This window comes from Salinivibrio sp. PR932 (assembly GCF_001996125.1).
Lineage (GTDB): Bacteria > Pseudomonadota > Gammaproteobacteria > Enterobacterales > Vibrionaceae > Salinivibrio > Salinivibrio proteolyticus.
Map to the genome: position 1 here is coordinate 95,764 of NZ_MUFM01000003.1, position 20,359 is coordinate 116,122.

Below are 20,359 nucleotides of genomic sequence, written 5' to 3' on the forward strand. Positions count from 1 at the left end.
AAGTGACTGACCCTTCTAACAATAGTCAAACTGCACAATGGCGAATTGCGCCCGGTGAGCAACCCACAGACGATCCTTTGCTTGATTGCTTAGTGTTATTGACTGAGCACTATGGCACCCCTTGCTCTGGTGATGCGTTAGTCGCAGGCTTACCGATGACCAATGCCTTGCTTACCCCAGACATGTTTCCACAAGCCGCGGGTCGAGCGGGTCTGGCTGCTCGGTTGTCTCGACGTAATCTGGATAATGTCGGCGCTCTATTGTTGCCCTGTGTCCTGTTGCTCTCTGACCAAAAAGCCTGTGTATTGCGTGAAATAGATAGTGATGCGGGCACGGCACTTATTCAACTGCCTGAAAATTCAGGCGAAGAGACCATTGCGCTTGAGGCGCTTGAGGCCATGTACGTTGGTTACTGTTTTCTGATTAAACGTCAGTATCGCGGTGATCAGTCTGTGGATCTGCATTTGCACGACACCAAGATCCACTGGTTTTGGCAGACGGTAAAAGACGCGGCACCTATCTATCGAGATGCGTTACTAGCCTCCATCTTGGTAAACCTTTTTGCGCTTGTCTCTCCTTTATTTGTCATGAATGTCTATGACAAAGTGGTTCCTAACCTTGCGTTTGAGTCTCTGTGGGTGCTCGCAAGCGGTGCGACGCTAGCGTATTGTTTTGACTTTTTAATGCGAAAACTTCGCTCTTACATGATTGATGTTGCGGGGAAAAAAGTCGATATCATTGTGTCATCTCGTTTATTTGCGCGGCTGATGGGAACCCCTTTGGTCAATCGAGGAGCCAGTGTGGGAGCAACCGCAAAACAGCTCGGTGAGTTTGATGCTGTGCGAGATATGTTGACCTCAGCCACGATAACCACGCTTGTCGATCTTCCCTTTGCGGTATTTTTTATTACGGTGATTTATCTCGTTGCAGGGGATTTAGCGATAGTGCCGGTGCTTGCAGGCTTTATCATATTGGCTTACACCATTTCGGTTCAGCCCAAACTAAAAGCGGCCATCGAAGAGAGCAACAAGTATGCATCAGAGCGACACGGACATTTAATTGAGAGCCTCTCGGCGCTAGAGGGGATCAAGTCCAATGTTGCTGAAGGTATTGTGCAGCGTAGCTGGCAACAAATGACTGCACACACGGCCAACTGGAACTTTAAAGTTAAGCAAATCACCAACAGCATCTCCTATACCGCGACATTTGTGACCCAAATGATGGCTATCGCGGTGGTGATTTTAGGGGTGTATCGTGTTGCTGATGGTGATATTTCCATGGGCGGAATTATTGCCGCGGTGATGCTTTCAAGCCGCGCCGTGTCGCCGATGGCACAGATGGCGAGCCTGCTCAGTCGCTGGAATCAAACCAGTTCCTCGCTTCGTCAGCTTAATGCCATGATGGAGCAAGAAGATGAGTTTGCAGAAAAAGGCCATCTCGTTAGTCGCAAACGCTTAAAAGGTGAGATCAGTGCTGACAACTTGGCGTTTAATTACCCCGAATCAGAGCGTCCAGCGCTCTATCCATTAAACTTCCGTGTTCAGCCTGGGGAAGTCATTGCTATTTTGGGTAAAAACGGCTCAGGGAAAACAACCTTACTCAAACTATTAGCTGGCCTATTTCAGCCGCAGCAAGGGAGCTTACGCTTTGATGGCGTTGATAGCCGGCAAATACACCCCGCTGATCTGCGTCGAAACGTCGGGTATCTCGCACAGGATGTGGCCCTGTTTCATGGCACTATCCGTGAAAACATAATGTTTGGTACGCGGCAAGTGACTGAGCACCAATTGATGCGTGCCGTGCAGCTTTCTGGTGTGAGCCTATTTACCGCCCAAGATCATGAAGGGCTAGACAAACAAGTCGGTGAGCGAGGCGAGCGGCTGTCCCGAGGTCAACGCCAAGCGGTCTCCTTAGCAAGAGCGCTGCTCAATGAGCCACCGATGTTGATTATGGATGAGCCGACTGCAAGCCTAGATGCCCATGCTGAAAACCAGTTCATTAAAGCCATGCAGGTGGCGGCGCGTGGGCGAACACTGATCATGGTGACGCATAATATGGCGCTGCTCAAACTGGCTAAGCGTGTGATTGTGATGGATAAAGGGCGCGTGGTCATGGATGGACCCAGAGATCAGGTGCTCAGTAAGCTCAATAAAGGAAATGCATCATGATCAAGCGGTTAATTAAAAAAGACCGTCATACCGATCTAGATATGATCGATGATGTCTATGGGGCGATGATGACAGATGCACCATTGCGTTATCGCGCGGTGGTATGGGGAGCACTCCTGTTGGTCGCGAGTTTTATCGTTTGGGCGTCTTTTGCTGAGCTGGATCGCGTTACTCGTGGCAGTGGTAAAGTGATCCCGTCGTCTCATGTTCAGCTGATTCAAAGCTTGGATGGAGGGATCCTTCAGGCCATGTTCGTTGATGAAGGCCAGCTCGTCGAGAAGGGCATGCCGTTGGCGCGGATTGATGATACCCGATTCCGCTCTGATCTTGCTCAACAAGAGCAAGAAGTGGATAGCCTTCGTGCGGCGGTGACTCGGATGTATCACGAGCTCGATAGCGTATCGCTATTGCCCGCTAGCCAGCCTTGGCAACAGCAAATTGTGATTGAACCCAGAACGATCACTTTCCCCGATACCCTCACCAGCCGAAAACCCAATTTGGTGGCTCGCCAAAAGTCTGAATATCGCAGCCGATTAGATAGCTTGAGTAACCAGTTAGAGATACAGGCACGCCAGATTGTCCAAAAAGGCCAAGAGCTTCAAGAAGTCGCCTCGAAGATCAAAACGCTTAACAATAGCATGACGATTATGCAACGTGAGATCAATATCACACGTCCACTGGTCGAAAAGCGCATTGTCTCAGAAGTGGAACTTCTCAAACTCCAGCGACAGATCAATGATATGGAAGGTGAGTTAACAAACCTGAAGCTGTCCCGACCTAAAATCAAAGCAGCGTTGGATGAGGCAATACTAAAACGACGAGAAGCAGCACTTCAGTTTATCAGCGAAACACGTGGCAAGCTGAGCGAAATGGAAGCACGGCTGTCTCGGTTGACGGAAGCGACCGTTGGTGCGCAAGACAAAGTGGATAAAGCGGTGATTACCTCACCGGTGAACGGCACGGTAAAGACGGTGCATATCAATACCCTCGGTGGTGTGGTGCAACCCGGTGAAGACGTGATTGAAATTGTCCCTACCGAAGACCAATTACTGGTTGAGGTGAAAATCTTGCCAAAAGATATCGCCTTTTTGCATCCCGGCTTACCTGCTGTCGTGAAAGTCACAGCCTATGATTTTACCCGTTACGGCGGATTGGACGGGACTGTCGAGCACATTAGCGCCGACACAACGCAAGATGAAGAAGGCAACAGTTTTTACTTAGTGAGAATACGCACGGATTCTTCCCATCTCACTAAGAAAGATGGGACCCCAATGCCCATCATACCAGGCATGTTAACGTCAGTGGATATTATAACCGGCAAGCGGACGGTGATTGAGTACTTACTTAACCCGATACTGCGAGCAAAAGAAAATGCGCTCCGCGAGCGCTAATTAAAAATAGGAGAAACAACATGCTGCACTTACCACACGTGGTATTTAAAAAGCGTGTGACTGCCATAGCCTTGATGTTAGGGCTAAGTTCGCCTGCTGTTTTATCACAGACACTGGAGCAAGCGGTCGCCCAGTCGCTCGAATCACACCCTCAGATCCGCCAAGCGTTTGCCCGCTATAAAGCCAGTGAGCAAGCCATTGATCAAGCGAAAGCCGGTTATTATCCCAAGCTCGATGCGACGGCGGGGATCGGTTGGGAGCGTACCGACTCTCCCGCGACACGGCGTGATACCACCACCGATGATGAAGTGGACCTAACGCGTCGTGAGCTGGGTGTCTCTCTTCAGCAAATGCTATTTGACGGTTTTCGTACCCAAAACGAAGTCGATCGCACCCAAAACGAAGCGACGGCGGAGCAGTGGGCAATGGTCGCTACTGCCGAGGATAAAGCCTTAGAGGTCTCTCGCGTTTACCTTGATGTGTTGGTTGCAGAGCAAGTGGTGACCTTGGCAGAGAAGAACTTACAAAACCACCAAGAAATCTATGATGCTATTGCGGAGAGCAATGCGGGCGGATTTGCTAAAGCCAGTGACCTCTCTCAAGTTACTGGGCGTTTAGCGAGAGCCAATGCAAACCTGATGTCAGCTCGTAACAATCTTGCTGATGCACAAAGTCGCTTTACCAAAATGGTTGGCGAGTCTCCAGAAGCATTGCGTCTGCCGATGCCTGATGCTGAGTTGCTGCCGCGTACGCTTGAAGCCATGCTGGATATTGCCCTCGAACAGCATCCACGTATTCATGCTGCGCAATCCGATATTGCGGCGGCCAATGCCGCGCGAGATGGTTCGCGCGCTGCGTATTTGCCGACTTTAAATGTCGAAGTGGCGGCAAATTGGAACGAAAACGTCGGTGGGGAAGATGGGGCGGGCCCGCCTGACGTGGGCCCAGAGAACAATAACGTCCAAGCGATGTTACGCATGCGCTATAACCTGTTTAATGGGGGGGCGGATCGAGCGCGTGAACGGCAAACGGCGTATCAAACCATTGAAGCGCGAGAGATTAATGAAATGACGCATCGGGATGTGATTGAAGGGGCAACCCTTGCTTGGAACGCGCGTACGTACCTTGAGCAGCAACGTGACTTTATGCGTCAACATGTTGAGGCGGCCACCGATACCCGCGATGCTTACCGTGAGGAGTTTCGCCTAAATGCACGAACGTTGCTGGATGTATTGGACTCTCAGAACGAGCTTTTTGAGGCACGTCGTGAATACTTGAGCAAAGAGGCGGATGAGCTTTACGCGCAATACCGAATTTTAAATGCAACCGGTCGTCTTTTAGCGTCATTGCGTGTTGATACCCCTGCTATTTGGAATACTGCGTCACTGAAGCAGGAGGACAGCCAATGAAACAGTTTTATATCGCGGGATTAGCCGTCATGCTTCTTGCCGGCTGTGCACCGCAAGCGGTGGATACAATGCCAACCACCATTGCGCAAAGCCAAGATTTGAGCGACGCCGACTACGATGGTGTGATTTCTGCCCGTGAGCAATGCGAGCAAACGCCAAACGGCGCCTTGGTTGATAACAACGGCTGTCCTGAGCAATTGCAAACCAGTGAGTCGTTCGAGTTAAACGTGCGTTTTGACACGGATTCCGCTGATGTGGATGTCTCACAATATGGCGATATCCAAACCTTAGCTGACTTTATGCAGCGCTACCCGAATACTCAGGTGGTGATTGAGGGGCATGCCAGTAAAGTGGGTTCGGCAGAGTACAACCTCGCACTCTCACAACGTCGTGCTCAAGCCATTGCGGACGTATTGACGCGACAGTTTGCGATTCCTGCTGCGCGTATTGAGGCTATCGGCTATGGTGAGTCGCGTCCGTTGATTGACCAAGAAAACGACTACGCTAATGAAGTGAACCGAAGAGTGATTGCTCATGTTACCGGTGAGCATGGCTCAACCCATATGCGCTGGACAATTTATTCTTCAGAGCAGACGCCTTAGAGAATGATCTAAAAGAGAAAGCATGACATTACATCAACGTGTTGTCCTGTTTGTTGTCGCCGCCGCTTTGCTAACTGCGTTAGCGACGGCGGCGGTCGCTTTTCAGCTCGGTATAACCCAACTGAAAAGTGAACAGCAACAGCAAGTCAGTTTACTCAGTGCAGCGATAGCCGAGGCACTGCCACCTATTATTGAGCAAAGCGACAACGAGCGGCTCAATCAGCTCGTGGCGCATTTTATGGCGGCTCCCCAAGTTAAGTCGGTATCGGTGATGCCGATGCTTTCTGGTCAACGACAGCTTTGGCAGGCGGATGCAAGAGCGATCGCAACGCCTAGTTGGTTTGTGCATTTATCTGGCATTGAGTCAGCGTCGAAAACGGTATCAGTCAGTAATGGCTGGACCCAATTGGCCAGGGTCACGGTGGCGGTCAGCCCACTCCCTGCCGTTGAGGCGCTTTGGAATCGCATGTCGCAACTGGTGACGCTGCTAGCGGCCATGTGTGCGGTGATCCCTTTTGCCGCATCCTTCATGTTTAGGCGCGTGACTACTCCTTTGGCGGAACTGGATACGCGCTTAAACGCGTTAGGGCGAGGTGATTATCAACCCGCTAAGTCGAGAACCCGCGTTAAGGATCTGCAAGCCTTGTTGCAGGCATTTAACCTCGCGGGTCAGCAGGTAGCTCGGGTCCACAAAAGTCAGCAAGAAGAGCTATCGCGTTTACGCGATAAATTGATGATCGATCCCGTCTCTCGTTTACCGAATCGAGGCTACTTCCAACATCAGTTGCAAAGTTTTATTAAAGACGATGTGAACTGCACCTTATTATTAATTGAGACCGAATGGTTATCCCGCCTGCGCGCGCGTTATGGTTATCAGTATCGCGATCAATGTTGGCGGTTGCTGGGTGAAGCCTTGAGTCACGGTGAGTTAGCTGAGCGACACAAACTGGTTGCTCGTCTAAGCCACAATGAAGTTGCCATTCTCCTGACCAGTATTGATGAGGGGGATATTCGTCCTTATCTACAGCGCTTACTGCGTATGATAAACCAAGAGCTGGAAAATATTTCCTTGCCTGCTAATCAAGGTTTTCATATTGGTGTAGCGAAAACACAAGACGATGATGCGGCGTCGTTACTGGCCAAAGCGGATAACGCTTTGCAGCAAGCGAAGCGACGCAGTGAGGTTTACCATTGGCCTAGCCATGCGAATGCCGATAGTCGAACCCGAGAGCAGTGGCGCAATATTTTGCTTGATGCCCTCAATAAAAACCCGCTCACCCTTTATGCTCAGCCAGTGAGACATCGTGATAATCAAACTAACTGGCACCAAGAGGTCTATGCCCATTTGTGGGTGGATGAGGCTTGGTTGTCTGCTGGGCAGCTGCTCAATCGTATTGAAATGTACGCGCTGGGTGAAGAGTTTGACCGTCATGTGCTGACACGCGCCGATCAGTATATAAAAGCACATCCAGAGTCGGACAAACTTGCCATTAACTTGACGGTAGAGAGTGTGAGAAGCACCGCGTTCTATGACTGGTTAGCCAACTACTTATTAAAAACCTACTTGTCAGATAAGCTTGCGTTCGAGGTTGCAGAGGAAGCGGTGCAGGTTGACATTGCGGCATGCCAAACCCTGTTTAAGATGATCCGAGAGCATGGGTTTGAAGTGGGGATTGACCATTTTGGCCGTGATATGGACAACGTGAATTATATCCACGATATTGAGCCCGATTATGTCAAACTCGACATTGGCTTTGGACAGCCGTCGAGTGATGTTGATGATGTCTTTATCCGTATGCTGATCAATATTGCCGCGGCGCAAGAGATACGCGTCATTGCCACGGGCATTGAGCAATCTGACCAGCACCAATATTTTCATCAATTGGGCTGCCATGGTTACCAAGGCTATATCTTTCCACCGGTTCAACTGGGCAATCTTGCTCAGTCAGCGCCATTGCCAAGCTGAGCACGCATAATAAGTGCGTCTTCCGTGGTGCCATCCGGGCAGGGGTAATAGCCTGCTCGGCGGCTTATCAGCTCAAATCCCTGTTTTTGATACAGCGCTCGTGCACCACGGTTACTTTGTCTAACTTCCAACCACAAGGTGTTCGCGCCTGCAGCAACGAGTGTCTTTTTTAGCAAGGTGAGCAGCTGGTGACCGACGCCTTTACCTTGAAAAGGCCGGTCAACGGCAATGTTTAAAAGCTCTGCTTCGCCAGCGACGCAACGCGTGTAAAAATAACCGATGATCTGATCATTTTGGTTGACTAACGCATAGTGGTGATCGAAGCGCCCCTGAGCCGGTGAAAGCTGTGTCTTCGACCAAGGCGCAATATGCACGGATTGTTCAATACGTACGATATCGCTCAGGTGCTTATCGTCAATGGGCTGAAGCGTGTAATCAGTCATACTGGCAGATCTGACGCCATAAATCGCGTTTTGCCGCAGGGTTATCATGCATCTGTGCCAAGGGGAGAGAGCGGAGTGTGCGCACACCGTCAATCACGACTTCCGGCTCACCAATATACCAACACCAGACCAAGTGGTGATCGCCGAGTGCTGCGAGCGCGGCGTGGGGTAGTTGCCTCGCCTTATCAGCGTCAAGCTTCATACTTTTTAAGATATTGCCAAATAACCACGCATCTTGCTCGCTGAGAGGATCGTCGCAAACCAGCAATAGCTGGCAGTTTTCGGGAAGTTGGATAACTTCCTGTTCACGGCCGTAAAGCTCAGGATGGCGGAGTTGCCAGACGGATAAACCCATGGCTTGTAAACGTTGAATATCGGTCAGCATATCGAGTGCTCGTTAAACGGTGGCGGCAGCGAGTTGCTTGTACCACCAATGCTTGTCGGTCGAAATCGGCGCAAATTCAGCATTGGCCGCTTGAGGGCTCGGCGCAATTTTAAGCTGACAATAGCCAAGTTCAAACAAGACGGATTCTGCCTCATCTAAAAGGGGAGCAATCAATTCAGGGTCGGGGCTAAACCAAACCGCGATAAGTTGCGCATTATCCTCGGATTGTGCATCCACGACGGCAATGTGTCCTAGCGTGCTACCCATATCATCCGTGGCGACCAATGACAGTGTGATCAGCCCGTGCTCTCGCCATTGTTGCAACTGATCAGCTTGCTGAGGGTTAGCGAGTGTATCTCGCCACCATTGATCGAGGCGAACCAAATCGGCGGGCGCTTCTGAGCGGATTAACATAGCGAAAAGCCTAGATGACAAATGATGCGCTCAGGATAACGGATTCCCGATCCGGTGCAAGCACTGTGCGAACAAGGTTTCAGTATATCGACGCTCACAGCCTGTATTGTTGAGTAATAAATTGCGCACTTTCGCTGCAAACTCAACACCAATGACTGATTTTGAGCACCTTATCTATTTTTACGGGTTGACGTACGGTATATAGTGTTAAAAGCTTGAACGCTAAAGCAGCACCACATAGAGTGCTACTGACAAGCTGATAGAAAGTGTCTAACATGTGAGACGAATTTTTCGCCACGACACGTTGGTCGGCACCTGTACCGAGGAAGATGTGAGCCATCCATGCCAATTTCGCAGTTAACCGATTGGTTTTACCGCTTAACCGACAGCAGTCCGTTTCTTTTTGCCATTCTCGATAGTGACGATTGTTACCTCTATGCTAATCAGCGATATGCGGATATAACTGGAGTCGCATTGGATGCCTTGGTGGGGGCGAACGACCAGCAAACGCTCGGAGAACAGTTTTATGCAGCTGTAAAGCCGCATTACGAGTCAGCACGGCGAGGGAAAAGCACTGAAGGGGAAGTGGTGGTGTCTGATGGCTATCACAGTACCAGCTTTCATTTTAGTGTCTCCCCGCTTAGTGAGCATCGAGACAGTAAAGGGCTGCCTTATGTAGTCATTCATGCTGCTGACACATCAGAGCGGCAGGTGCTTGCAAGTGCCCTTGAAGAAGCCGAAGAAAAATTTTACCGCTTGAGTGAATTGATTGATGACGGCTGCTGTTTGGTAGAAGATGAGCTGATCCTTTCTGCAAATCCCATGGCAGTGGAACGCCTCGGTGTTGACAGCACAGACGCCTTATTGGGCGAGTCGCTATCGACCTTCCTGCGTCCCGCAGATTCTAATCAATCTCTCGTCGCCATGCTTTCACAGCCTGCTGGCAATCAAAGCACCTCGTGTGTGCTTGCCAACACGGGGGCATCCATCGAGGTGTCTTGTGCACCTATTCACATTTTAGGTAAAAACGCGCATATGGTGCGTTTGCATGCACAGGCTGTCGTGGCTGAGCCTCAGCCTGCGGCGATGCTCCATTCGGCGTACACGGATGCGTTAACTGGGTTGTATAACCGTCATGGCTTTAGTCGTGAGCTGGATGGTTTGATAGCCAGCGGGACACCGTTAGCCATGCTGTACCTTGACGTAGATAACTTTAAAAATATCAACGACTCATTAGGTCACCATATTGGCGATCGGGTATTACAAGATATTGCCCAACGCTTACGCCGTTTACTGTCACCAGACACCATTGTGGGTCATCTGGGGGGCGACGAATTTGCAATTATTCTGCCAAAACCGGCGACCGATGATGCACCTGACCAGCTGGCGGAAAAAGTGGTCTCTGTGATCAGCCAGCCGTTTGAGCTGCACCATTTTAGTAAGTACTTGGCGTGTTCGGTTGGGTTGGTACGCTATCCAGAAGATGGCAAAGATGCACGCAGTTTACTGCAAAATGCCGATACTGCCATGTATGAGGCGAAAGAGCGCGGCCGAAACCGCGTCGTCGCCTATGACGACCAAATGAGCAAAGAAGCTCGGATGCGGCTTTGGCTTGAGATTGAACTGCAAAAAGCATTACAAAATAATGGTTTAGAGGTGTGGTATCAGCCAAAAGTCAACACGAGCGATTATCGCGTCAACGGGGCGGAGGCCCTGGTGCGTTGGAAGCATCCAGTCGAAGGATATATCAGTCCTGCGCGATTTATTCCGGTCGCAGAGCGGTGTGGCTTGATTGAGCAACTGGGCCGCAATGTAATGCGAGAGGTGTTTCAAAATGTGCGTCGTTGGCGTCTTCATGATGTTTTGCCCGGCCGCGTCGCCATCAACCTTTCTCCGGAGCAGTTTCGTAATCCTAAACTGACCGAGCATATGGAAAAGCTGCTGCGCGCAACCGGTGCAAATCCCGAAGATATCACGTTTGAGCTTACAGAAAGTGCGGTGATGAACGACGATACCCATGCCATGCAAATGCTCAATGCAATCAAAGAGCTGGGTTTTGCTTTGTCTATCGATGATTTCGGAACCGGATATTCCTCGTTATCCTACTTAGCGCGTTTTCCGCTGGATGAATTGAAAATCGATCGCGCGTTTATTCACGATATGGATGCGTTGAGTAAGCAAGTGACCTTGGTGGAAAGCATTATCAACCTTGGGCGAGCCATGGAGATGACGGTGGTAGCAGAAGGGGTAGAAACGCGCCAGCAAGCGTCGGTGCTGACCAATTTAAACTGTGACACCATTCAGGGATATTATTTTCACTCGCCCATGCCGCGGCGAGAATTTGAAAAGCTATTACAAAAAAGTAAGCCCCGTAAGCAGCCACCCCAGACAGTGCCAGCTCCGACAGACTAATCAGATCAAATAACCGCCTCTACAAGGCGGTTATTGGTTTGCGCTATTCGTCGTTTTGCTGAGATTGGTGATAGGCAATACGATTGAGCTCCAGTAGGGCATAGCGGTGTTCGACAAAGGCATACACATTGCCAGACATGGCCAACTTATACAGTGCAACCGCTTTGTCTTGATTGCCAAGATGTTGATAGTGTTTAGCCAGATAAAAATAGGCTTCGCATAAACGCTCCGCCAGCACTTGGTTATCACTCGCTTGAGTGGCCAACTGCTCCAGCAACTCTCGCTCGCTCACCTTGCCCAAAAACATCCGCGCCAGTTGCCATCCCCAATCCAGTTGGTCGCTGTTTTCTATCCGCTCGGCTAAATGTGTTTTGGCCGCGTCATCGCCTTTCCAATCGCGTTCCACCAAGTACAGCCAAATCACACGATACGGATCGTCCACGTCGTCTTGGTAATGGGTGAGAAGATCCTGATAGGCGAGGCGGTAGCGTCCACCATAGTAAAGCGCGATACCACGATTACGCTCGGCATATGTGTGTGTGTTATCTAGCTCTAAGGTAGAGTCAAACGCTTCATATGCGGCATCGTAGTGGCCGGTTTGGGTGAAATAGACGCCCAGAATATTAAACACATCGGGTTGATCCGGCTTTAATGAGAGTGACTGATTAAAATCGAGCCGTGCCAGATCGCGCATTCCGAGGCTGTCGTGCAGCAAACCGCGCTCATAGTGGAGTTGGGCGCGCGCATCGTCGCTCAGATCGTCGCGAGCGAGTAGTTGGTCAATACGAGCAAGATGCACTTCCTGTTGCAACGTGGGTTGCAATGGCACGGCCATGGGCGGGAAAGTCCACTGACTGGTGCAGCCTGTGAGTAGTAAAAGGCCTGCAATGACCAGCGACTTCAAAAAAACGGTCATGACGGTGCGTCTCCATATAAAAAAAGGGGGCCACGGCCCCCCTTTATAGCATGAATTACAATCAGACTCTAAGCGTCAGTTGCAGGTGCGTCATCGGCAGGTGCAGCGTCAGTGGCTGCCTTATCCGAAGCTGCTTCTTTCATGCTTAGACGGATACGACCTTGGCGGTCGATCTCTAGCACTTTCACTTCAACTTCTTGGCCGATTTCGAGGAAGTCAGAGACTTTCTCAACACGCTGATCCGCGATTTGTGAGATGTGTACCAGACCATCTTTACCACCGATCACAGACACGAATGCACCGAAATCAACGATACGCTGGACTTTACCCGTGTAGATGCGGCCCACTTCCACTTCAGCGGTTAAAGCTTCGATACGAGAAATCGCATCTTGTGCCGCCGCGCCGTCAGTTGCAGCAATTTTCACTGTACCATCGTCATCGATTTCGATTGTGGTACCGGTTTCTTCGGTTAGCTGACGGATCACTGCGCCACCTTTACCGATCACATCACGGATCTTATCTGGGTTGATGCTGATGGTGTGAATACGTGGAGCAAACTCAGAGATATCATCACGTGCTGAACCAATCGCTTGATCCATCACATCCAAGATATGCAGACGCGCACCTTTTGCTTGGTTCAGGGCGATTTGCATGATCTCTTTGGTGATACCCTCGATTTTGATGTCCATCTGTAGTGCAGTAACACCGTCATCGGTACCTGCGACTTTAAAGTCCATGTCGCCAAGGTGGTCTTCATCACCGAGGATGTCAGAAAGTACGACAAAATCGTCCCCTTCTTTAACCAGACCCATCGCGATACCCGCGACTGATTTTTTCACCGGTACACCGGCGTCCATCAGTGCCAGAGAGGTACCACATACCGACGCCATTGACGATGAGCCGTTTGACTCAGTGATTTCAGAGACCACACGGACGGTGTATGGGAATTCGTCTTGGCTTGGCATTACCGCAGCAATACCACGTTTTGCAAGACGGCCATGGCCGATTTCACGACGCTTTGGTGAACCGACAAAACCGGTTTCACCGACACAGTATGGAGGGAAGTTGTAGTGCAGCATGAAGCTGTCCTGACGCTCACCCATGATTGAGTCGATGATCTGTGCATCACGTTGGGTACCCAGTGTGGCGGTCACCAGCGCCTGCGTTTCACCACGCGTAAACAACGCGCTGCCGTGTGTGCGAGGCAGCACACCGGTACGTACGTCTAGCGCACGAACCATGTCTTTTTCGCGACCATCGATACGTGGTTCACCGGCAATGATGCGGCTACGCACGACTTTCTTCTCTAGATCGCCAAGCATATCGAGGATTTCACGCTCGTCGAGGGTCTCGTCTTGCTCAAGCAGAGCGGCAACCACCTCTTGCTTCACGTTACCGACTTGCTCATAACGCGCCATTTTTTCAGTGATTTGGTACGCTTGTGCGAGTGGGCCTTGCGCCATTTCTGCAACACGCGCTTGCAGTGCAGCATTCACTTCTGGTGCTTGCCAATCCCACGCTGGGGTGCCAACTTCCGCGGCGAACTCTTTGATAGCGTTGATAGCGACTTGTTGTTGGTCATGACCAAACATCACCGCTTGCAGCATTTGTTCTTCGCTTAGGCGATCGGCTTCAGATTCAACCATCAGCACCGCGCCTTCAGTACCGGCAACCACAAGGTCAAGACGGCTGTTGTCCAGCTCTGCTTCGCTTGGGTTCAATACCAGCTCATCGTTGATATAACCAACACGTGCCGCACCGATTGGGCCATTGAATGGGATACCAGAAATCGCTAGTGCCGCAGAGGTACCTAGCATGGCAACCACATCTGGGCTAACAGCTGGGTTTACCGATACTACGGTCGCAATCACTTGAACTTCGTTTTTGAACGAGTCAGGGAAAAGCGGACGAATAGGGCGGTCAATCAAACGTGCTGTCAGGGTTTCTGACTCAGAAGGACGACCTTCACGCTTGAAGAAACCACCTGGGATTTTACCTGCCGCGTAAGTACGCTCTTGGTAGTTCACGGTCAGTGGGAAAAAGCCCTGGCCTTCTGCCGCTTCTTTTTTACCGACGACAGAGACGAATACCGAGGTATCGTCCATGCTTGCCATTACCGCACCGGTGGCTTGGCGTGCCATCACACCGGTTTCCAACGTCACGGTATGGTTGCCGTATTGGAATGTTTTTACGATTGGATTCACAGAATGTTTCCTTGTTGCTGAGGAGATAAATCATCCGATTTATCGAGCTAAATGTAAGCTTTCAGCTGTTCACCATCGCGACTAATGGCAACACACTGCGGGCTTGTCCCGCGGGCGGACGTGCAATGTGTTGTCAATAGCCGCGACCGGATGGTCGACTTCGTTGACTGTGTCACAACTGAAAGTGGCGCTAATTATACACGTGCTTCACCAATAACGACACCACGCGGCGTTCAATTGGCAACATTTGTGATGTGTTTGGCAAGCAATCTTGACCCTAACGAATACAGATAACAGTGCCAAGTCAGATTTGTGAATTGAAGCTGGCTACAAGATCAGCGAAAATACGTTCCCTTTGTGATTAACCCCCTCAGTTGGCGCCTGATTGCCGCCTGAATAAATCAAGAAGATAACTTGCTATGTCTAATACACCGCTGCAACAGGAAGTTGATAAACGACGCACCTTTGCGATTATCTCGCACCCGGATGCGGGTAAAACCACGATTACTGAAAAAGTCCTGCTATTCGGACGTGCGATCCAAACCGCCGGGACGGTCAAAGGGCGCGGCTCTAACCACCATGCAAAATCTGACTGGATGGATATGGAGAAAGAGCGGGGGATCTCCGTGACCACGTCAGTGATGCAGTTCCCGTACAATGACTGTTTGGTCAACCTGCTTGATACCCCAGGGCACGAGGATTTCTCGGAAGATACCTATCGAACCCTCACCGCGGTTGACTCTTGTTTGATGGTGATTGATGCAGCAAAAGGTGTTGAGGATCGTACTCGTAAGTTGATGGAAGTTACGCGTTTGCGCGATACCCCGATCATTACCTTTATGAACAAATTGGACCGCGATATTCGCGATCCGATGGAGCTGCTGGATGAAGTAGAAAGTGAGCTCAATATTGCCTGTGCGCCAGTGTCATGGCCAATTGGTTGTGGTAAAGGGTTTAAAGGGGTGTATCACATTCATCGCGATGAAAGCATCTTGTATCAGTCTGGCCAAGGTCACACCATTCAAGAAACTCGCATCATTAAAGGGTTGGATAACCCTGAATTGGATGAGGCAATTGGTGCAGATATTGCGCAAGACTTGCGTGATGAGCTCGAACTGGTCATGGGCGCGTCGCACGAATTTGATCGCGAGCTGTTTCTCAGTGGCGACTTAACACCGGTCTTTTTTGGTACGGCACTGGGTAACTTTGGTGTCGATCATATGTTGGATGGGTTGACGGCTTGGGCGCCGAAACCACTCTCTCGTCCGACGCCGGATCGTGTCGTTAATGCCGACGAAGAAAAATTCACCGGCTTCGTCTTTAAGATTCAGGCCAACATGGATCCCCGTCACCGTGACCGCATTGCCTTTGTTCGTGTGGTATCCGGTAAGTACCAGCAAGGCATGAAGTTAAAACATGTGCGCTTGGGCAAACAGATTAATATCTCTGATGCCGTGACCTTTATGGCGGGTGATCGTGCGCGTGCCGAAGATGCTTACGCTGGCGATATTATCGGTTTGCACAATCATGGCACTATCCAAATTGGGGACACCTTTACACAAGGCGAAGATCTTAAGTTTTCTGGGATCCCTAACTTTGCGCCTGAACTGTTCCGCCGTATTCGCTTGCGCGACCCTTTGCGTCAAAAACAGCTGCTTAAAGGTCTGGTCCAGCTTTCGGAAGAAGGTGCGGTACAGGTCTTCCGTCCGCTACAATCGAACGATCTTATCGTTGGTGCGGTTGGTGTGCTGCAGTTTGATGTGGTGGTGGCACGCTTGAAAGCGGAATACAACGTTGATGCGATTTATGAGTCGATTAACGTGGCGACGGCACGTTGGGTCGAATGTGAGGATGAGAAAAAACTCGACGACTTCCAGCGTAAAAACCAAGCCAACCTCGCGCTGGATGGTGGTGACAATCTTACCTATATCGCACCGACCATGGTCAACCTCAACCTGACCCAAGAGCGCTTCCCGGACATTCAATTGCGGGCAACGCGTGAGCACTAAGTAAGCGGGTTGATGCCAAAGGCATCGCACTCATGGAGGGGAGCTAGCTCGTTCCCTGCGGGTGAGGCTCCCTGCGGATGAGGGTCAAACCTTCTATAATGCCGTCTGTATAGGGCGGCATTTTACTTTTAAGAGGACAGCGATGAAGATAGCTTTGGCCATCAAAAGGTGGATAGCGCGTTATGATGCCTGGTGCCAACGCATGGGGCTCACTCCTGAGAACCGACGCAGTTGCGTGCCGGTGAAACGCGAATCACATACTCAGATAAATCGCACTGACAAGCATGATTGATACCCATTGTCATTTTGATTTTTCTCCGTTTAACCAAGCGCCCGCGCAATATTGGCAAGCGGCACGTGAGATGGGCGTCACGCGGATGATAGTGCCCAGCGTGAGTGAACAAAACTGGCAGGCGGTATTAGCGTTGACGGAGCGCTTTGCTGGCATCTATGCCGGGCTTGGGCTGCATCCTTGTTTTGTCGACACGCACACCGACTCGAGTCTTGCCGCATTAGAAGACGCGCTGGTGTCACGGCCGCTATCTTGCGTGGCGGTTGGTGAAGCCGGCTTGGACTATTTTGTCGCGAATACCGCTGAGATGAAGCAGCGCCAGCACGCCTTGCTAGAAGGGCAATTATGGCTGGCTCGCCGTTATGATTTACCCATTATTTTGCACAGTCGCCAATCCCATAACCAATTATTGCGTGTGATTAAAGCGTATCCTGGGGTTCGCGGCGTGCTTCATGCCTTTAGTGGTAGTACGCAGCAAGGCAAACAATTTATCGATGCGGGTTTGATGTTGGGCGTGGGCGGAACCATTACCTATCCGCGTGCCAATAAGACCCGTCAAGCGATTCAACATTTACCCCTCTCACACCTGTTACTGGAAACCGATGCGCCGGATATGCCTTTGGCAGGGTTTCAAGGAAAAGCCAATACCCCAGCACAGGTTTCTCGGGTGGCAGACGTTCTCTGTGAGTTAAAAGACTGTGATAAAGATCGTCTATTGACTGAAACATCAGGCAATGCTGAGCGATTGTTTAGTCTTAAATAAGCCGCTATCATCTAAAGCCAAACGTTTGCACTCGTATAAGCTCACAAAAGTAGATCAAAGTCATACTTATTGATGCATTACAGAATAGTTTTACAGCGAACTGTGACTGGAATATTACTTTAATGTGATTTGCATGCGTATAATCCCCCCCGGAAACCAAATTCCACTTTGTCGAGACGCCAATTTTTATTTTTGAGGATGCCAAAACTATGAGCCTGCTGATGAGCGTGGTAGGGATGATGGTGCTGCTGGGGATTGCAGTCCTTCTCTCCGATAACCGCAAAGCGATTAACCTCCGTACCGTGGGTGGCGCATTCGCTATCCAACTCTTTTTCGGTGCCTTCGTACTGTATGTCGACGTGGGTCGTGACATCTTGTACGGTGCATCACAATACGTTGCCAACGTCATCGCCTATGGTGATGAAGGGATCAGCTTTATCTTCGGTGGGCTGGTTTCTGGCAAAATGTTTGAACTGTTCGGCGGTGGCGGTTTCGTCTTCGCGCTGAAAGTTCTGCCTGTCATCGTCTTCTTCTCATCATTGATCAGCGTACTTTACTACCTAGGTATCATGCAGGTTGTGATCAACGTACTGGGTGGTGGCCTACAAAAAGCACTAGGTACATCACGTGCCGAGTCTATGTCAGCAACCGCTAACATCTTTGTGGGTCAAACTGAAGCGCCATTGGTGATTCGTCCATTCGTACCGCGTATGACTCAATCTGAGCTGTTCGCCGTCATGTGTGGTGGTCTTGCCTCTGTTGCTGGTGGTGTACTGGCCGGTTATGCATCAATGGGCGTGCCACTTGAGTACCTCATCGCGGCATCCTTTATGGCGGCACCGGGTGGTCTTCTGTTTGCGAAAATCATCAAGCCTGAAACGGAAGAGCCTGTCGAGCAAATGGCAGATGCAACTGCTGAAGGTGTTGATAAACCAGCGAACGTGATTGACGCGGCCGCAGCGGGTGCATCATCAGGTATGCAACTGGCGCTAAACGTGGGCGCGATGCTACTGGCATTCATCGGCTTGATTGCACTGATTAACGGCATGCTAGGCGGCATCGGTGGCTGGTTCGGTTATCCAGACATCACGCTTGAGCTAATCCTAGGTTATGTCTTCGCTCCACTTGCCTTCTTGATTGGTGTGCCATGGGAAGAAGCCATCGTTGCCGGCTCTTTCATCGGTCAGAAACTGGTTGTGAACGAATTCGTCGCTTACTTGAACTTCACCCAGTACCTAGGTGAAAACGGTCAGTTAGTCGCGCAAACAGGTGCACTGATGACAGAGAAAACACAAGCGATCATTTCATTCGCATTGTGTGGCTTTGCAAACTTGTCATCGGTAGCCATCCTGCTAGGTGGTCTGGGTGGCCTTGCGCCAAACCGTCGTCCAGACATTGCACGCTTTGGTATGAAAGCCGTTGCGGCAGGTACGCTATCTAACCTGATGTCTGCAACCATTGCTGGTCTGTTCCTAACCTTGACCATGATGGGTTAATTTCCCCCAACCATGTGTCATCAAAAACGCCACGCAGGAGACTGTGTGGCGTTTTTATTTTTGGTGGCCATACTTAGTTAGTGCGATATCTATCAACAAAATAAGGAAACACTATGCAGGAAGTCTTACTGGCACTTGTAGCAGGTTTTTTGGTCGGAGTGTTATTCAGTGCGATTAAACTCCCTATCCCCGCGCCACCGGTGTTATCAGGAATAATGGGGATTGTCGGTGTCTATTTGGGAGGCGTTGGTTACCAGTGGGTGGTGGAGCGTTTCTTTTCTTAACCGGCTAAATATTCTCCATCTTTGCGATTGGTGCTGGTGGGCAACAGTGTGTATTTCAACAGAAACGGTAAAATCTAGTTTTGCTTGGATGGCGTTGGTAAAATAAGTGAACACCGTCATAGTTTGAGGGTGCCACAATCCCTTATTTTCCTCTTATGGTTAGCAACAAGGTGTGGCTAGCCCCAATCTAGAACGTCCAACGGCGGAATACGCAAACACATCACGTTTGCACGCGGCAACAAGGATGGTTGGTTGAAGGCGGCGAGATGTCCAGCCTCAAACTTCAAGGAGCCAAGTCCGCTGAACGGCAACCTGCTAATAGGTTGTTTACACAGTGGCCAACCCATAACTGTTTGGCAAAAGAATGAGGACTGGAGATACCCATGAACGAATTACAAACCGCAGCCCTACGCGCACTGAAATTAATGGATCTGACCACACTGAATGATGATGACACGGATGAAAAAGTGATCGCTTTGTGTCAGAACGCGAAATCACCAGTCGGTAACACGGCTGCGATCTGCATCTATCCCCGTTTCATTCCGGTGGCAAAAAAAGCGCTGCGTGAGCAAGGCACCCCTGAGGTGCGCATCGCCACCGTTACTAACTTCCCTCACGGCAATGATGATATCGATATTGCCGTGGCTGAAACCAAGGCGGCCGTTGCCTATGGCGCCGATGAAGTTGACGTTGTTTTCCCCTATCGTGCATTGATGGCGGGTAACGAAGAGATCGGTTTTGAACTGGTCAAACAATGCAAAGCTGCCTGTGGCGATCAAGCGCTGCTAAAAGTCATCATCGAAAGCGGTGAACTGAAAACAGACGCACTTATCAAGCGTGCGTCTGAAATCTCAATTGATGCGGGCGCTGACTTTATCAAAACCTCGACCGGTAAAGTGGCGGTGAATGCTACGCCAGAAGCGGCAGAAATTATGCTGAACGTGATTAAAGACAAAGGTGTCGCGGATAAAGTGGGCTTTAAGCCAGCCGGTGGTGTACGCACTGCTGAGGATGCGCAGCAATACCTCGCGATGGCGGATCGTATCTTGGGCGAGAGCTGGGCAGACAGTCGCCACTATCGCTTTGGCGCCTCAAGCTTGTTAGCGAACTTATTACATACGCTGGGTGAAGGTGAAAAAGCGGCACAAGGCGGCTACTAATCCTTAGTGATGTTCGCAGGGCAAGTGACTGCTTGCCCTGTCTTG

General features: G+C 50.5%; 17 protein-coding genes. 12 read left to right on the top strand and 5 right to left on the bottom strand.

Features of this window, described 5'->3' with window-relative positions; genetic code table 11:
• Positions 1-2 precede the first annotated feature (2 nt).
• From BZG84_RS02065 to BZG84_RS02085, 5 genes are read left to right on the top strand one after another with little or no spacing between them, the layout of a single operon-like run.
• Positions 3-2,168 carry a type I secretion system permease/ATPase gene (locus tag BZG84_RS02065; RefSeq protein ID WP_077479889.1) on the top strand — a complete coding sequence of 722 codons (2,166 nt, stop codon included), beginning with the start codon at positions 3-5 and terminating at the stop codon, positions 2,166-2,168.
• Entirely contained in the window at positions 2,168-3,559 is a 1,392-nt protein-coding gene (locus tag BZG84_RS02070; RefSeq protein ID WP_198536707.1) for an HlyD family type I secretion periplasmic adaptor subunit, read from the top strand. Before BZG84_RS02065 ends, BZG84_RS02070 begins: the two co-directional genes overlap by 1 nt.
• A gap of 20 nt (positions 3,560-3,579) precedes the next feature.
• The gene (locus BZG84_RS02075) at positions 3,580-4,968 is read left to right on the top strand and encodes a TolC family outer membrane protein (RefSeq protein ID WP_077479890.1); all 1,389 of its coding nucleotides are present in this window, start codon (positions 3,580-3,582) and stop codon (positions 4,966-4,968) included.
• The gene (locus BZG84_RS02080) at positions 4,965-5,570 is read left to right on the top strand and encodes an OmpA family protein (protein ID WP_077479891.1); all 606 of its coding nucleotides are present in this window, start codon (positions 4,965-4,967) and stop codon (positions 5,568-5,570) included. The genes BZG84_RS02075 and BZG84_RS02080 overlap by 4 nt, the downstream gene beginning before the upstream one ends.
• Positions 5,571-5,592: 22 nt before the next feature.
• The gene (locus tag BZG84_RS02085; RefSeq protein WP_077479892.1) at positions 5,593-7,536 is read left to right on the top strand and encodes a bifunctional diguanylate cyclase/phosphodiesterase; all 1,944 of its coding nucleotides are present in this window, start codon (positions 5,593-5,595) and stop codon (positions 7,534-7,536) included.
• Here the strand turns inward: BZG84_RS02085 and rimI are convergent.
• Genes rimI through BZG84_RS02100 form a run of 3 tightly spaced genes read right to left on the bottom strand, consistent with a single transcriptional unit; the run spans position 7,512 to position 8,778 of the window.
• On the bottom strand, positions 7,512-7,979 hold the full coding sequence (gene rimI / locus BZG84_RS02090) for a ribosomal protein S18-alanine N-acetyltransferase (protein ID WP_158011461.1): 468 nt from the start codon (positions 7,977-7,979) through the stop codon (positions 7,512-7,514). The two genes, BZG84_RS02085 and rimI, sit on opposite strands and share 25 nt — an antisense overlap.
• Positions 7,972-8,364, bottom strand: coding sequence for a DNA polymerase III subunit psi (locus tag BZG84_RS02095; RefSeq protein ID WP_069589149.1), 393 nt, complete (start codon positions 8,362-8,364; stop codon positions 7,972-7,974). The genes rimI and BZG84_RS02095 overlap by 8 nt, the downstream gene beginning before the upstream one ends.
• 12 nt (positions 8,365-8,376) lie before the next feature.
• On the bottom strand, positions 8,377-8,778 hold the full coding sequence (locus tag BZG84_RS02100) for a hypothetical protein (protein ID WP_077479895.1): 402 nt from the start codon (positions 8,776-8,778) through the stop codon (positions 8,377-8,379).
• A 342-nt stretch (positions 8,779-9,120) separates the two neighbouring features.
• Between BZG84_RS02100 and BZG84_RS02105 the strand changes: the two genes are divergently transcribed.
• Entirely contained in the window at positions 9,121-11,190 is a 2,070-nt protein-coding gene (locus BZG84_RS02105; protein ID WP_077479896.1) for a putative bifunctional diguanylate cyclase/phosphodiesterase, read from the top strand.
• Between the two features lie 43 nt (positions 11,191-11,233).
• On the opposite strand, the gene nlpI is transcribed toward BZG84_RS02105, so the two are convergent.
• Together nlpI and pnp are read right to left on the bottom strand one after the other, a co-directional pair.
• Positions 11,234-12,106, bottom strand: a complete 873-nt coding sequence (gene nlpI / locus BZG84_RS02110; protein WP_069589153.1) for a lipoprotein NlpI — start codon at positions 12,104-12,106, stop codon at positions 11,234-11,236.
• A gap of 68 nt (positions 12,107-12,174) precedes the next feature.
• On the bottom strand, positions 12,175-14,310 hold the full coding sequence (gene pnp, locus BZG84_RS02115) for a polyribonucleotide nucleotidyltransferase (RefSeq protein WP_077479897.1): 2,136 nt from the start codon (positions 14,308-14,310) through the stop codon (positions 12,175-12,177).
• Positions 14,311-14,729: 419 nt separating this feature from the next.
• Here pnp and prfC point away from each other — a divergent pair, with 419 nt between their 5' ends.
• From prfC to deoC, 6 genes are all read left to right on the top strand, one after another.
• Positions 14,730-16,319 carry a peptide chain release factor 3 gene (gene prfC / locus BZG84_RS02120; RefSeq protein WP_077479898.1) on the top strand — a complete coding sequence of 530 codons (1,590 nt, stop codon included), beginning with the start codon at positions 14,730-14,732 and terminating at the stop codon, positions 16,317-16,319.
• A gap of 148 nt (positions 16,320-16,467) precedes the next feature.
• On the top strand, positions 16,468-16,611 hold the full coding sequence (locus BZG84_RS16425) for a DUF5363 domain-containing protein (protein WP_232112125.1): 144 nt from the start codon (positions 16,468-16,470) through the stop codon (positions 16,609-16,611).
• Positions 16,604-17,374, top strand: coding sequence for a TatD family hydrolase (locus tag BZG84_RS02130; protein ID WP_077479900.1), 771 nt, complete (start codon positions 16,604-16,606; stop codon positions 17,372-17,374). Before BZG84_RS16425 ends, BZG84_RS02130 begins: the two co-directional genes overlap by 8 nt.
• A gap of 209 nt (positions 17,375-17,583) precedes the next feature.
• On the top strand, positions 17,584-18,870 hold the full coding sequence (locus tag BZG84_RS02135; protein WP_077479901.1) for a NupC/NupG family nucleoside CNT transporter: 1,287 nt from the start codon (positions 17,584-17,586) through the stop codon (positions 18,868-18,870).
• A 113-nt stretch (positions 18,871-18,983) separates the two neighbouring features.
• Entirely contained in the window at positions 18,984-19,154 is a 171-nt protein-coding gene (locus tag BZG84_RS02140) for a XapX domain-containing protein (protein ID WP_069589159.1), read from the top strand.
• A 383-nt stretch (positions 19,155-19,537) separates the two neighbouring features.
• Complete coding sequence (gene deoC, locus BZG84_RS02145; protein WP_069589160.1) at positions 19,538-20,314, top strand: deoxyribose-phosphate aldolase; 777 nt, start codon at positions 19,538-19,540, stop codon at positions 20,312-20,314.
• The last annotated feature ends 45 nt before the right edge of the window (positions 20,315-20,359 follow it).

Bases quoted from the DNA above. Each gene is read 5' to 3' on its own strand.
- BZG84_RS02075 (WP_077479890.1), top strand. From the start codon at position 3,580: ATGCTGCACTTACCACACGTGGTATTTAAAAAGCGTGTGACTGCCATA.
- BZG84_RS02080 (WP_077479891.1), top strand. From the start codon at position 4,965: ATGAAACAGTTTTATATCGCGGGATTAGCCGTCATGCTTCTTGCCGGC.
- BZG84_RS02085 (WP_077479892.1), top strand. From the start codon at position 5,593: ATGACATTACATCAACGTGTTGTCCTGTTTGTTGTCGCCGCCGCTTTG.
- rimI (WP_158011461.1), bottom strand. From the start codon at position 7,979: ATGACTGATTACACGCTTCAGCCCATTGACGATAAGCACCTGAGCGAT.
- BZG84_RS02095 (WP_069589149.1), bottom strand. From the start codon at position 8,364: ATGCTGACCGATATTCAACGTTTACAAGCCATGGGTTTATCCGTCTGG.
- BZG84_RS02100 (WP_077479895.1), bottom strand. From the start codon at position 8,778: ATGTTAATCCGCTCAGAAGCGCCCGCCGATTTGGTTCGCCTCGATCAA.
- BZG84_RS02105 (WP_077479896.1), top strand. From the start codon at position 9,121: ATGCCAATTTCGCAGTTAACCGATTGGTTTTACCGCTTAACCGACAGC.
- nlpI (WP_069589153.1), bottom strand. From the start codon at position 12,106: ATGACCGTTTTTTTGAAGTCGCTGGTCATTGCAGGCCTTTTACTACTC.
- prfC (WP_077479898.1), top strand. From the start codon at position 14,730: ATGTCTAATACACCGCTGCAACAGGAAGTTGATAAACGACGCACCTTT.
- BZG84_RS02130 (WP_077479900.1), top strand. From the start codon at position 16,604: ATGATTGATACCCATTGTCATTTTGATTTTTCTCCGTTTAACCAAGCG.
- BZG84_RS02135 (WP_077479901.1), top strand. From the start codon at position 17,584: ATGAGCCTGCTGATGAGCGTGGTAGGGATGATGGTGCTGCTGGGGATT.
- BZG84_RS02140 (WP_069589159.1), top strand. From the start codon at position 18,984: ATGCAGGAAGTCTTACTGGCACTTGTAGCAGGTTTTTTGGTCGGAGTG.
- deoC (WP_069589160.1), top strand. From the start codon at position 19,538: ATGAACGAATTACAAACCGCAGCCCTACGCGCACTGAAATTAATGGAT.